Genomic DNA, 12,181 nt, shown 5'->3' with positions numbered 1-12,181 from the left:
AAACGCGGGTGCGGCTGCCCGGGTGGCAGCCGCACCCTTGCCCGGATCGACCAGACCTTATACTGTATAAAAATACAGCAATCGAGGTCTGCCCGTGACCCAGCCCCAACGCCCGCCACGGGGTCGTGGCACCGCCAGCAATCCGCACAATCGCTTTGCCGCGACCCGCAGCGAGAGCGAGCACGACGGCTGGTACGAGGAAGCCACCCCGCTGACCTTCACCACCCGCGTGCGCCAGGAAACAGCCAAGACGGTGATCAGCCGCAACCAGTCGCCGGATGTCGGCTTCGATCGCTCGGTGAATCCCTATCGCGGCTGCGAGCATGGCTGTATCTACTGTTTCGCCCGTCCTTCCCATGCCTACTGGGACCTCTCGCCCGGTATCGACTTCGAGACCCAGCTGATCGCCAAGACCAATCTGGCCGAGCGGCTGGAGGCGGAGCTGAGCAAGCCGGGCTATCAGCCGCAGCCCATCGCCCTGGGCATCAATACCGACGGCTACCAGCCCATCGAGCGGCAGTACCAGCTGACCCGTCAGGCGCTGGAGATCCTGCTGCGCTATCGCCATCCGGTGACGATCATCACCAAGAGCGCGCTGATCCTGCGCGACCTGGATCTCTTCGGGCAGCTCGCCGAGCGCAACCTGGTGCGCGTCGCCTTCAGCCTGACCACGCTGGACGACGACCTCAAGCGCATCCTCGAACCGCGCACCGCGGCGCCCCAGGCCAGGCTGCGCGCCATGCGCACGCTGCACGAGCACGGAGTGCCGGTGAGTGCCCTGCTGGCGCCGATGATTCCCATGATCAACGACCATGAACTGGAAGCCCTGCTGGAGGCGGCCCGCGACCACGGCGCCCGCTCGGCCGGCTATACGCTGTTGCGGCTGCCCCTGGAAATCGTCGCGTTGTTCGAGGAATGGCTGCAAACGCACTTTCCCGAACGCGCCGCCCATGTCATGAGCCTGATCCGCCAGTCGCGCGGCGGGAAGAACTACGACAGCCGCTTCGGCATCCGCATGAAGGGCGAAGGCCAGTTCGCCGATCTGCTGGCGCAGCGCTTTCGCCTGGCCCGCCGACGCTTCGGCCTGGAGAGCCGCGAGGGCGAAGGGCTGGACTGCAGCCAGTTCGCCCCGCCGGGGGAGCAGCTGGGGCTGTTCTAGCGCCGGCGCCGAACGGACGGCTCCCTCACCCCAACCCTCTCCCAGAGGGAGAGGGGGAAAGGCAGCGCACGCCCCGCAGGTTGGGCTGAGCGCAGCGAAGCCCAACGGGTCTGCACCCTCACCCCAACCCTCTCCCAGAGGGAGAGGGGGGAAAGGCAGCGCACGCCCCGTAGGTTGGGCTGAGCGCAGCGAAGCCCAACGATGCAGCTACCCTCACTCCAGCCCTCTCCCACAGGGATAGGGGGGGAAAGGCGGCACACACCCCGTAGGTTGGGTTGAGCGCAGCGAAGCCCAACAGCGTGGTATCCCTCACCCAGCCCTTCCCACCCAGCTGCTAGGCTAGACGGCTGTGTCCCTCTCTGGAGTCGCCATGACCGCCCCTATCCCGCTCACGCCGGCCCAGGCCGTTGCCGCCGGTATCGACTTCGCCGAACTCAAGGTCGATGCCAGCGGCCTCTACTGGAGCCAATACGACCCCACCGATGGCGCTACTCGCCTCTGGGTTCGCGAAGCCGGCGCGGCGCCGCGGTGCCTTACGCCGGCGGGCTTCAGCCTGCGCAGCAAGGTCTATGAATACGGCGGCGGTGCCCTCTGTCTGGGTGACCAGGGACCGCTGTTCGTCAACGAAGCCGACCAGGCGATCTATCGCCAACCGCGAGAGGGCGGCGCGCCCGAACGCCTGGCGGGCGGCGAACGCTGGCGCTACGGCGATCTGCACTGGGATGGCGTCCGGCAGCAGGTGCTGGCGGTCGAGGAGGATCGCCGCGAACAGCCGCCGCGTCATCGCCTGGTCGCCCTGAGCTCGGGCGGCGAGCGCCGGGTGCTGGCCGAGGGCGCGGATTTCTATGCGGCGCCGCGTACCAGCGCCGACGGCCGTCGACTGGCCTGGATCGAGTGGGACAGACCGCACCAGCCCTGGACCCGCACCCGGCTGCTGACGGCGACGCTGGAGACCGCAGGACGCCCCGGTGCACCCACCGTCGTGTCGGCCGACCCCGACGAGTCGCTGCAACAACCGCTGTTCGACAGCGAGCAGCGGCTCTGGGCGCTGAGCGATCGCCAGGGCTGGTGGCAGCCCTGGTGCGAGTCCGCGGAGGGCTTCGCGCCCCAGCAGGCACCCGCGGCGGATCACGCGGCGGCGCCCTGGCAGCTGGGCGGTAGCAGCTGGTTGCCGACCGCGGAAGGCTGGCTGGCGACCTGGCAGGAAGACGGCTTCGGTGTGCTTGGCGAGCGCCGGGCCGCGGGCGAGACCCGCCACCTGGCCACAGACTTCAGCCGCTTCCGTGGCTTGGCCCTGGACGACAATTATTGCTATTGCATCGCCGCGGCGCCCACACGCCCCTCGGCGGTGCTGGCCATCGATCGCCGGAGTGGTGCGGTGGAGATCGTCACCGGCGGCGTCGCGCCCCTCGGCGACAGCGCCATCGTCGCGCCCCGGTCGCTGAGCTATCCCAGTGGCGACGGCCAGGCCCAGGGCTTTCTCTATCTGCCGGAACGGCAGGGCGAGGGTCCGCCGCCGCTGCTGGTCAGCATCCACGGCGGACCCACCTCCTGCACCTATCCGGTGTTCGATGCGCGCATCCAGTTCTGGGTCCGCCAGGGCTTCGCCGTGGCCGATCTCAACTATCGCGGCAGCAGCGGCCACGGTCGGGCCTACCGCCAGGCGCTGCACCTGCGCTGGGGCGAAGTGGACGTCGAGGATGCCTGTGCGGTGGTCGCCTACCTGGGCGCCCAGGGCTTGGCGGACCCGGCGCGCGCCTTTATCCGCGGTGGCAGCGCCGGTGGCTATACGGTGCTCTGCGCCCTGGCCTTCCGCGATGTCTTTCGCGCCGGCGCCAGCCTCTATGGCGTCAGCGATCCCCTGGCGCTGGCCAAGGCCACCCACAAGTTCGAGGCCGACTATCTGGACTGGCTGATCGGCGATCCCGAAGCCGATCGCGCGCGCTACGAGGCACGCACCCCGTTGCTGCATGCCGAGGGCATCCAGGCGCCGGTGATCTTCCTGCAGGGCCTCAAGGACGCCGTGGTGGTCCCCGCCCAGACCGATGCCATGGCTGCGGCGCTGGAGGCACGCGGCATACCGGTGGTGGTCAGGCGCTATCCCGACGAGGGCCATGGCTTTCGCCGGGCGGTCAACCAGGCGGACGCCCTGGAACAGGAAGCCGCCTTCTATCGTCGCTGGCTATGAGGAAGGCGCGCTCAGAAAGTCGGCCCGCGCCGACGCTGGGTGCGCCTGGCCCGTATAGAATGGCGCTTTAGCCGTCGAGTTCTTGCATGCCCTTCGTTCGCCGCGGTATCGAAAGCATCGTCTCCACCTGGCTGGCCGGTCTGCTGCTGCTCCTGCCGCTGGTGCTGACCCTGGCGCTGATCGGCTGGATCGTCAGTTTCCTCAATGGCCTGATCGGCCCCAACACCACCCTGGGCCGGTTGTTCGTGGCAGTCGGTCATCCCTTCGTCGGCAATTCCCTGGCGGCCTATGGCCTCGGCACCCTGCTGCTCCTGGTGCTGCTCTATCCGCTGGGCCTGGCGGTCAAGCTGGGACTGCGTCGGCCGCTGGGCTGGTTCGCCGACATGACCTTTCGCCGCATTCCGGTGGTAGGCAAGCTCTATGGCCTGGCCGAGCGCTTCGTCGAGTTGCTCGATCGCAAGGAAGGTGGAGCGGACATCCGCGCCATGAGTCCGGTGTGGTGCTTCTTTGGGGGCAAGGGCGTGGCGGTGCTGGCACTGCTGCCCAATCCGGCGGTGATCGACATCGAGGGTCGCCACTATCACGCCGTGCTGGTGCCCTCGGCGCCGGTACCCGTGGGTGGCGGGCTGCTCTATGTCCCGGTGGACTGGGTGAAGCCGGCGGACATGGGCGTCGACATGTTCACCAGCATCTATGTCTCCATGGGCATCACCCTGCCGCCAGTGGTCAAGGACCGCCAGGTGGAATTCATTCCGCTGGAAGAGGCCGTGCGCCGCCAGCAGGAAAACGGGACGGCCGAGGAGCCGCCCCGCCCGTCTTAGAATCTGTTCACGGTCTCGCGAGCTAGAGACAAACAAGGCGAAAAGGGCTGAGGAAGCGGAGTTTACAACTGGTAAATGAGCATTCCGACCGGGCTGGCGACCCAGGCCATTTTCAACGCAGTTTGGCCGACGCGCAGCAGATCGCGAATAGATTCTTAGTTCTGCACCGCCTGGACCGAACCGCCATCCACGCGCAGGTTGCTGCCGTTGATGAAGGAGCCGCGTTCGGACACCAGCAGGGCGATGGCCGCGGCCACCTCTTCCACCTTGCCGCGGCGCTTCTGCACGATGCCGGGCCGCTCTTCGTCGAGGAAGCTTTCGATGGCTTCCTCGAAGGAGACGCCCTTTTCCTTGGCGCGCTTTTCCATCATGCCGTCGGTCATGCCGGTCTCGATGAAGGCCGGCGACACGGTATTGCACAGCACGCCGTGGGCCGCTTCCTTGTACGACAGGTTCTTGATGAAGGCGGCCAGGGCGGCCTTGGCCACGTTGTAGACGGCCTCTTCCCAATAGGGCTGGACGGCGTTTTCCGAGGTGATGCAGACGAAGCGACCCCAGCCGCGCCGGCGCATGCGCGGGATGGCGGCGCGGCCAACGCGCACGGCGGAAAAGAAGTCGGTGGCCCAGGCTTCCTCGTAGTCGGCATCGGCCAGTTCCAGGGGATCGCCCTTGGCGCCGGTTACACCGGCGGTGTGCACCACGATGTCGATCTGGCCGAAGCGGGCCTCACCCTGCTCCACCAGTTGGTCCACCGCCGCCTGGTCGGTCATGTCGGCGGCGATCAGCAGCGTATCGCCCGGTAGGCCCTTGGCCGCCTCTTCCAGTTTGCCCTGCTCCAGATCGGAGAGCACCAGCTTGACGCCCTCCTCGGCCAGCAGCTTCGCCGTGGCCAGACCCATGCCACCGCTGGCACCCGTGATGAGGGCGACGCGCCCCTTGATTCCCAGATCCATACCGACCTCGCTATCAGATTGCTTACCATGCCGTGATCCGGCGTCTCTGATTCCGACTCGCCACGAGAGGCCGTTGCGCTTACCGTTCGGCGGAAAGCGCAACGGCCGCCCTGCCTGCCGGTCCAGATAGGCAAGCTCCCTGGGAAGATCACGATGCACGCACCTCGTCTGCCCCTGACCCTCTTTCACGACAGCGCCTGTCCGCTGTGCGCCCGCGAGATCGCCTGGCTGCGCCGCCATGCCGACCCCAGCCAACTGCGGCTGGTGGACCTGGCGGCGCCGGACTACCCCACGCAGGCGCCGGCCGATGCCCCGCCGCGCCAGGCCATGCTCGACCTGCTGCATGCCCGGGATGCCGATGGCCGCTGGTTCAAGGGCCTGGACGCCACCTACTGGAGCTGGCGCATCGCCGGCCTCGGTCACTGGGCCCGACCGTTGGGCTGGCGGCCGCTGCGGCCGCTGCTGGAAGTGGGCTATCGCCTGTTTCTCAAGCTGCGCCCGGGTCTGACCTGGCTGCCGCATCCTGAGGGCAGTCGGCGTTGCCAGGATGACGTCTGCACGCTGGAGGCACCGCGCGACCGCTCGCGCAAGGGCTGACGCCATCGCTCGCCTGCCCTCGCCACGGGCCTGAAAGACACCGGCCAACCCTGCTGGCATCCGGCCAGGGTTCGCCTGCACGCGTGTCTCGGCTAAACTGCGCGGCTGCTCGCGTTACGGATCCTGACATGTCTGCTGCTCTACCCGCCCGCGCCCTGGGCCTCGACTTCGGCACCTCCAATTCCACCGCTGGCTGGCTCAGGCCTTCCGGCGAGGTCCTGCTGGCCCTCGAAGAAGGCAAGGCCACCCTGCCCTCGGTGATCTTCTTCAACGCCGAGGAGCGCCGCCCGGCCTATGGCCGTCAGGCCCTGCACGAATACCTGGAAGGCTATGAGGGGCGTCTGCTGCGCTCGCTCAAGAGTCTGCTCGGCTCCAATCTGCTCAAGGGCGAGACCAGCATCCTCGGCAGCGCCCTGCCCTTCACCGAGGTGCTCGGCCTGTTTCTTGGCACCCTCAAGCAGCGCGCCGAACAGCAGGCCGATCGCCCCTTCGACGCCGTGGTGCTGGGCCGTCCGGTGCATTTCGTCGATGACGATCCGGTCGCCGACCAAGAGGCCGAGAACACCCTGGCCGCGGTGGCACGCCAGGTGGGCTTCAGCGACATCTCCTTCCAGTTCGAACCCCTTGCCGCCGCCTTCGACTACGAGCGCAGCATCGAGCGCGAAGAGCTGGTGCTGATCGTCGACATCGGCGGCGGTACCTCGGACTTTTCCCTGGTACGCCTGGCGCCGGAGCGCCGCAACCTGGCCGACCGCGCCGGCGACATCCTCGCCACCGGCGGCGTGCACGTCGGCGGCACCGACTTCGACCGCCAGCTGAGTCTGGAAGGGGTGATGCCGCTGCTGGGCTACGGCAGCGCCATGAAGAGCGGCGCCACCATGCCCACCAGCCACTACATCAACCTGGCGACCTGGCACACCATCAACGCCGTCTACGCCAAGAAGAGCGTGCTGGGCCTGCGCGACATGAGATACGACGCCCAGGACACCCGCTGCATGGATCGCCTGTTCAAACTGATCGAACAGCGCGCCGGCCACTGGCTGGCGATCCAGGTGGAAGACGCCAAGATCGCCCTGACCGACGACTGGCGCCGCACCCTGCGCCTGGATCGCATCGAGACCGGCCTGGCCGCGGATCTGGAACGGCCGCTGTTCGACGCCGCCATCGCCCTACAACTGGAACGCCTGAGCCGCGGCGTGGACGACCTGCTGGCCCGCGCCGACCTCGATCCCGCGCGGGTCGACAGCCTGTTCTTCACCGGCGGCTCCAGCGGCATCCCGGCGCTGCGCCAGGCCCTGGCCAGGCGCTTCCCCGGCGCCCGCCTGGTGGACGGCGACCGCTTCGGCAACATCGGCAACGGCCTGGCCATCGAAGCGTTCAAGCGCTACGGCTGAGTCCTTCGCCACCGGGTCGGCGCCCACCAGGGCGTCGGCTCCACCTCAGGCTCGCTTGCCGGCCGCGCTCCGCCGCCATCTCGCGACCGCCAGCCAAGCCGCCGAGACCATGAAGTAGCAGGCACCGAAAGCCACATAAGGCGTCACGCTGGAAACATCCAGCGGGACTCCGTCAGTCGCCTGCTTGACGAAGAAGCCACCCGCCAGGGCGGATTGAGCGCCACTCAGGATCATCGCCCACTGGCCAGCGGACGTCCGCCAGCGCCGTACCGCCACGACCAGCTGGAAAAGTCCAGCGGCCAGGGCCCAGACCCCGAACACCCCGATCGCGGCGCCTGGGCCGAATATCAATGCCAGCCCTATCGCCACCGCGACGCCCAGACTGACGACGGCGTTGAGCCGTTGCGCAGTGTTGTGCCGCAGCCCGCCGCTCTGGCGGGCATCCAGAACATTCGCCAGGGCATCCCAGGCAGGGTAGAGGACGAGCAACAGCGGCCCCGCCCACCCCTGCTCATGGCCAATGGCGAGCGCCAGCGCGATCCACAGCAGCGAAACCGCAGCCCTGATGAAATAGTAGCGTTGCAGCCAGTGGCCGGCAGTCGAATTCGGGAAGGTATGACTCATGGAGCACTCCAGCGGTGTTCATTTACGGAACGGCAAGGACGCTTGCCGAGCCAGGAATCCACTCACCAGGCAAAACGGCCCTGGCACCTCACCGCGCTGAACGTGCCGCTCGCGCGGGTTGGGCATAGGGATCGAGATGATCCGCGAGGTGGGTGGAAGGGCCGGGGCCACGGGCATCGCAGCCCCGCCAGGATCGATCAGTCGAAGTCGGTATGCAGGGCGAGGTCGCGCCAGGCCGCCATGTCAGCGCGCAGCGCCTGCGACTTGCGTTCCGCGATGTCGTAGGCGACCGGTCCAAGCGGCAGATGCAAGGGCGGCTCGGGCGCCATGACGGCCTGCACTATCACCGCGGCAGCCTTTCGCGGATCTCCCGCCTGCTTGCCGTCATTGCTGTCCCGGTAGGCACGCCGGCGCCCCGCCGTGTCGGCATAGGCCGGGATCACCTGGTTCGCCATGGCGATGGAGCGCCCGAGAAAATCGGTGCGAAACGGCCCGGGCTCGACGATGGTCACGCGGATTCCGAAGGGTTCCACTTCCCTGGCCAGCGATTCGGAAAAGCCCTCGACCGCAAACTTGCTCGCGCTGTAGTAGCCGGAACCCGGTCCTCCCGAGAGCCCTGCCCCGGATGACAGGTTGACGATACGGCCGCCGCCGCGCCGACGCAGGAGAGGCAACGCCAGGCGGGTCGTTTCGATCAGGCCGAATACATTCACCTCGAATACCGGCCGGTATTCGCTGGGCTCGGCCTCCTCCACGGCACCGATGAAGCCTATCCCGGCGTTGTTCACCAGGACATCCAGACCACCGAACTCCCGCTCTGCAAAGGCAAGCGCGGCGGCCACCGAAAGGGGGTCGGTGACATCCAGCTGCACGGCCCTCAGGTTCTCCGGAAATTGCCGGGCCAAGGGTTGCAGTACGGCGGGATCGCGAGCCGTTGCCACGATGCGGTCACCCCGCGCAGCGGCCGTTGCGGCGATATGGCCGCCAAGACCGCTCGAGCAGCCGGTAATGAGCCAGGTCTTTCTCATGCTGTTCTCCTCGCGCCTTGAAAAGCGCTGTTCACTCTGCGTCACAGGCCCCGCGCCAGGCGGTCGTCGGGGCGCTAGGCCAGCTCAAAACGGCCGCCAGCGCCAAGGCACCACCCATCGTCAGGGCGGCAACGGCAAAGGCGACCTGCACCGCTTTCCCGCCAGCGCCATCGGGGGCAAGGGCGAAAAACAGGCCACCAATGAGCGCTACCGCGAGGGCGGCGCTGATCTGCAAGGTGGCATTCATCAAGCCGGCGGCGAGTCCGGCCAGGCTCGGTGCCACCTGATCCGCGTTCATTCTCACCAGGGCCGGAAGCGCTATGCCCTGCCCCAGGCCGATCAACAGCAGCGGCACCGGCAGCCAGCTGGGCAAGCCCGCCAGTGCCGCCGCCAACATCAGGCCCAGGACCTCCAGGGCCATGCCAAGGGCGGCGGTGCGTGCGCCCAGCCGTTGGGCAAGATGCGGACTGCACAGGGGCCCGCAGAGGAATCCGATCCCCAGGGGCAGGATCGCCCAACCCGCAGCCAGGGCTCCGTGACCCAGACCGGCCTGCTGGTAGACGGCGAAGATGAGAAAGAAAGGCGCCAGGGCATAGAACAGAAAGGTCGCCAGGAGGGTGCGTCTGAGCCGGGAGGCGGTGAGCAAGGAAGGCAGTACCAGGGGCGTCTCACCGGCCGCTTCCTTGCGCTGCTCGTAGCGCCAGAAGGCGATCAGCAACCCGGCACTGACGATGAGCAGGGGCAGCGACCACCAGGGCCAATGCAGTCGTGGCCCCTCGACCAGGGGTACGACCAGCGCCAACAGCCCAGCCGCGAGGAGGCCGGCGCCCATGACATCCAGCCGGCCCGGTTGCCGGGCCCGGCTCTCGCGCAGCACGACCAGCGCGGTCGGCAGGGCGCAGAGAATGACGGGAAGATTGATGAGGAAGATGCTGCGCCAGCCCAATCCGAAGGGATTGGCCTCTATCAGCACCCCACTCAAGAGCTGGCCCAGCACAGCGGCGAGTCCGAAGGTCGCGCCGTACAGGCCGAGCGCCCGATTCTTCTCTTCCGCGGGGAAGGTCGCATGGATCAGGGCCATGGACTGCGGCGCCATGATGGCAGCCGCCACGCCCTGCAGCAGCCGTCCGGCAATCAGCATGGCTGGCGTTGGCGCGACCCCGCACAGTGCCGAGGCGATACCAAAGCCCAGCATGCCGCCAAGGTAGACACGCTTGCGGCCGAACATATCGCCCAGACGCCCGCCCAGGATAAGGGTGACCGCATAAGCCGTCGCATAGACGGAGACCACCAGTTGCGCCAGATCCGACGTGGTAGCGAAGTCGCGACGAATCACCGGGAGGGCCACGTTGACGATGAAGAAGTCGAGCGGTGGCAGCAGCGTACCGATCAGCAGCACGCCCAGCGCGAACCAGCGACGGCTGTCGGGCTGGACCTTGGGCAGGGATGAGTTCATGGACGTTTACCGTTAATCGAGCTGCATCCTGATCCGCGCAGGCGTTGCCGGCCCGCGACCTGTAGGTGCAGCGATTTCTCGAAAGCGTGGCTAGAGCTGGCAGGGCGTCAGCGATCGGCGCGCGCGGCGCAGGCAACCGCCTGGTCTAGCGCATGCCGCCGGAGCCGAAGATGAATTCGCCGGTCACCCAGCCGGCATCGTCGGACGCCAGAAAGGCGACGATGGGGGCGATATCCCGTACCTGGCCGATACGGCCGAGTGGGGTGCAGGCCTCGTTCCAGGCCTGGAATTCCGCGCCCAGGGCGCCGGCGGTCCGGGTGCCCTCGGTTTCGATGAGGCCAGGATTGACGGCATTCACGCGGATCCCACGAGGGCCCAGCTCGCGGGCGAGCACCCCGGTGATCGCATCGAGCGCGCCCTTGGTGCCGCTGTAGACGGCGCTTTCCGCCGGCAGCACGCTGGTGACGTTCGAGCTGATGTTGATGATGCTGCTGCCGGCGCCCAGATAGGGACTGGCGGCGCCTATGAGCTGCAAGGGTCCGAGCACATTGATGTCGAATTGCAGCCGATACAGCTCTACCGTGGTGTCTTCGACCCTGGCGAACTGATAGACGCCGGAATTGTTCACCAGGATATCCAGGCGACCGAAGTGTTCGAGGGCCGCCTTTACCAAGGCCTCCATATCGGCCCGTTGGCGGACATCGGCGCGTAGCGCGATAGCCGTACCCCCTGCTGCCTCGATGTCAGCGAGGACGGCGTCCGCCCCGTCCTTGTCGGACGCATAGCTGATGACGACCTTGGCGCCGTCCGCCGCCAATTGCCGGGCAATACCCGCGCCGATGCCCTTGGAGGCGCCCGTTACAATCGCAACCCTATCCAGCAATCTGCCCATAGCTGCTCACCTGCATGGAGCCAGTTCGAACATCCCTGGCTGAATCCAACGTATCTGAGTCGATGTGAACCGCCATGGTCGCCCTTACGATATTGTTTGGGGACTGCCTTTCCTGCATATTTAATGTTCATTTTTGAACGTAGATTAGCCATGGAATGGAGCGATGTACGAATCTTTCTGGCCGTCGCCCGCGGCGGATCCTATGGCGCGGCCGCGCGAGCCTTGGGCATCAGCCACCCGACGGTAGGTCGACGGATCAAAACGCTCGAGGATGAAGCCGGACAGGCGCTGCTAAGGCGCACTCGCGAGGGCCTGATCCTCACGAATTCGGGAGATGCCGTATTCGCCCTGGCCGAGTCCATGGAAGCCTCGGCCCTGGCCATGGAGCGGCGTCTGGCAGGTAATCACCAGCGCCTGGAGGGCATCCTGCGAATCTCTTCGGCGGACTGGTTTGCCGGCTATGTTCTGGCGCCGGTCCTGGCCGACGTCACCCGGCGGCATCCTGCCGTGGTACCCGAGGTCATTGCCAGCTATCGACTGCTGGATCTCTCCCGCCGCGATGCGGACGTGGCCTTTCGTCTGGTGCCCTTCAGCGAACCGGATATCGTGCAGCGCCGTTTCCTGAGGATGCCCTATGGCCTCTATGGCTCCGCCGCGACGGCGCTGGCCGTGCAGGAGGATACGGCCGCGGTCGGGCTGATCCTCATGAACAGCGCGCAAGCGCACTTTCCCGATGTCGCCTGGTTGCTCGATCGGCTGCCGGGAGCGCAACGCGCCTTCACCAGTACCAGTCGAACCGTTCAGGCGCAGATGTGCCGCCGGGGACTGGGGGTTGCCGTGCTGCCTCGCCCGCTCGGCGATGCGACGCCAGGACTGCAGCTCATCGAAAGCTTCGGCATTCCTCCGTCACGGGACATCTGGGTGGGCTATCACCAGGACCTGCGCCACATGGACAGGCTGCGGGCGCTGCTGGATATCGCCGAAGAGGTATTGGGACCGGCGCACTAGGTGCGCCAGCCGGACAACGGGCAGTCGCCCCTATCGCCTGGGCCCCGGGCGATAGCGGCGC

11 protein-coding genes are annotated in these 12,181 nt (G+C 67.1%); 6 read left to right on the top strand and 5 right to left on the bottom strand.

Annotated features, from left to right (window positions below; translation table 11 throughout):
- Positions 1 to 94: 94 nt before the first annotated feature.
- The 3 genes from AABM56_RS03520 to AABM56_RS03510 all read left to right on the top strand — a co-directional run bounded on the left by AABM56_RS03520 (position 95) and on the right by AABM56_RS03510 (position 4,168).
- On the top strand, positions 95 to 1,159 hold the full coding sequence (locus tag AABM56_RS03520) for a PA0069 family radical SAM protein (protein ID WP_133862191.1): 1,065 nt from the start codon (positions 95 to 97) through the stop codon (positions 1,157 to 1,159).
- A 370-nt stretch (positions 1,160 to 1,529) separates the two neighbouring features.
- Complete coding sequence (locus tag AABM56_RS03515; protein ID WP_133862192.1) at positions 1,530 to 3,347, top strand: S9 family peptidase; 1,818 nt, start codon at positions 1,530 to 1,532, stop codon at positions 3,345 to 3,347.
- Positions 3,348 to 3,433: 86 nt separating this feature from the next.
- Positions 3,434 to 4,168, top strand: coding sequence for a DUF502 domain-containing protein (locus AABM56_RS03510; RefSeq protein ID WP_133862193.1), 735 nt, complete (start codon positions 3,434 to 3,436; stop codon positions 4,166 to 4,168).
- A gap of 155 nt (positions 4,169 to 4,323) precedes the next feature.
- Here the strand turns inward: AABM56_RS03510 and AABM56_RS03505 are convergent, their stop codons facing one another.
- Positions 4,324 to 5,121: an SDR family NAD(P)-dependent oxidoreductase gene (locus tag AABM56_RS03505; protein ID WP_133862194.1), complete on the bottom strand. Its 798-nt coding sequence runs from the start codon at positions 5,119 to 5,121 to the stop codon at positions 4,324 to 4,326.
- A gap of 153 nt (positions 5,122 to 5,274) precedes the next feature.
- Here AABM56_RS03505 and AABM56_RS03500 point away from each other — a divergent pair, with 153 nt between their 5' ends.
- Both AABM56_RS03500 and AABM56_RS03495 read left to right on the top strand, forming a co-directional pair.
- On the top strand, positions 5,275 to 5,718 hold the full coding sequence (locus AABM56_RS03500; protein ID WP_347883837.1) for a DUF393 domain-containing protein: 444 nt from the start codon (positions 5,275 to 5,277) through the stop codon (positions 5,716 to 5,718).
- Positions 5,719 to 5,846: 128 nt separating this feature from the next.
- The gene (locus AABM56_RS03495) at positions 5,847 to 7,112 is read left to right on the top strand and encodes an Hsp70 family protein (protein WP_133862196.1); all 1,266 of its coding nucleotides are present in this window, start codon (positions 5,847 to 5,849) and stop codon (positions 7,110 to 7,112) included.
- Between the two features lie 45 nt (positions 7,113 to 7,157).
- On the opposite strand, the gene AABM56_RS03490 is transcribed toward AABM56_RS03495, so the two are convergent.
- The 4 genes from AABM56_RS03490 to AABM56_RS03475 all read right to left on the bottom strand — a co-directional run bounded on the left by AABM56_RS03490 (position 7,158) and on the right by AABM56_RS03475 (position 11,112).
- A complete protein-coding gene (locus tag AABM56_RS03490) occupies positions 7,158 to 7,736 on the bottom strand; it encodes a DUF308 domain-containing protein (protein WP_263259521.1) in 579 nt (192 codons plus the stop codon).
- Positions 7,737 to 7,933: 197 nt separating this feature from the next.
- Positions 7,934 to 8,764, bottom strand: a complete 831-nt coding sequence (locus AABM56_RS03485; protein WP_133862198.1) for an oxidoreductase — start codon at positions 8,762 to 8,764, stop codon at positions 7,934 to 7,936.
- Between the two features lie 31 nt (positions 8,765 to 8,795).
- Positions 8,796 to 10,220, bottom strand: coding sequence for an MFS transporter (locus AABM56_RS03480; protein ID WP_347883836.1), 1,425 nt, complete (start codon positions 10,218 to 10,220; stop codon positions 8,796 to 8,798).
- Positions 10,221 to 10,365: 145 nt separating this feature from the next.
- Positions 10,366 to 11,112 carry a glucose 1-dehydrogenase gene (locus AABM56_RS03475; RefSeq protein ID WP_133862200.1) on the bottom strand — a complete coding sequence of 249 codons (747 nt, stop codon included), beginning with the start codon at positions 11,110 to 11,112 and terminating at the stop codon, positions 10,366 to 10,368.
- A 123-nt stretch (positions 11,113 to 11,235) separates the two neighbouring features.
- Here AABM56_RS03475 and AABM56_RS03470 point away from each other — a divergent pair, with 123 nt between their 5' ends.
- The gene (locus tag AABM56_RS03470; protein ID WP_347883835.1) at positions 11,236 to 12,120 is read left to right on the top strand and encodes a LysR family transcriptional regulator; all 885 of its coding nucleotides are present in this window, start codon (positions 11,236 to 11,238) and stop codon (positions 12,118 to 12,120) included.
- Positions 12,121 to 12,181: the final 61 nt, after the last annotated feature.

Origin of the sequence: Pseudomonas aestiva, assembly GCF_039908605.1 — a bacterium.
Classification (GTDB): Bacteria; Pseudomonadota; Gammaproteobacteria; order Pseudomonadales; family Pseudomonadaceae; genus Chryseomonas; species Chryseomonas aestiva.
The sequence above is the reverse complement of the archived record's forward strand: the minus strand, read 5'-3'. Positions and strand labels throughout refer to the sequence as shown.

Excerpts from the sequence above, each read along its gene's own strand:
- AABM56_RS03515 (WP_133862192.1), top strand. The coding sequence starts at position 1,530 with ATGACCGCCCCTATCCCGCTCACGCCGGCCCAGGCCGTTGCCGCCGGT.
- AABM56_RS03510 (WP_133862193.1), top strand. The coding sequence starts at position 3,434 with ATGCCCTTCGTTCGCCGCGGTATCGAAAGCATCGTCTCCACCTGGCTG.
- AABM56_RS03505 (WP_133862194.1), bottom strand. The coding sequence starts at position 5,121 with ATGGATCTGGGAATCAAGGGGCGCGTCGCCCTCATCACGGGTGCCAGC.
- AABM56_RS03500 (WP_347883837.1), top strand. The coding sequence starts at position 5,275 with ATGCACGCACCTCGTCTGCCCCTGACCCTCTTTCACGACAGCGCCTGT.
- AABM56_RS03495 (WP_133862196.1), top strand. The coding sequence starts at position 5,847 with ATGTCTGCTGCTCTACCCGCCCGCGCCCTGGGCCTCGACTTCGGCACC.
- AABM56_RS03490 (WP_263259521.1), bottom strand. The coding sequence starts at position 7,736 with ATGAGTCATACCTTCCCGAATTCGACTGCCGGCCACTGGCTGCAACGC.
- AABM56_RS03485 (WP_133862198.1), bottom strand. The coding sequence starts at position 8,764 with ATGAGAAAGACCTGGCTCATTACCGGCTGCTCGAGCGGTCTTGGCGGC.
- AABM56_RS03480 (WP_347883836.1), bottom strand. The coding sequence starts at position 10,220 with ATGAACTCATCCCTGCCCAAGGTCCAGCCCGACAGCCGTCGCTGGTTC.
- AABM56_RS03475 (WP_133862200.1), bottom strand. The coding sequence starts at position 11,112 with ATGGGCAGATTGCTGGATAGGGTTGCGATTGTAACGGGCGCCTCCAAG.
- AABM56_RS03470 (WP_347883835.1), top strand. The coding sequence starts at position 11,236 with ATGTTCATTTTTGAACGTAGATTAGCCATGGAATGGAGCGATGTACGA.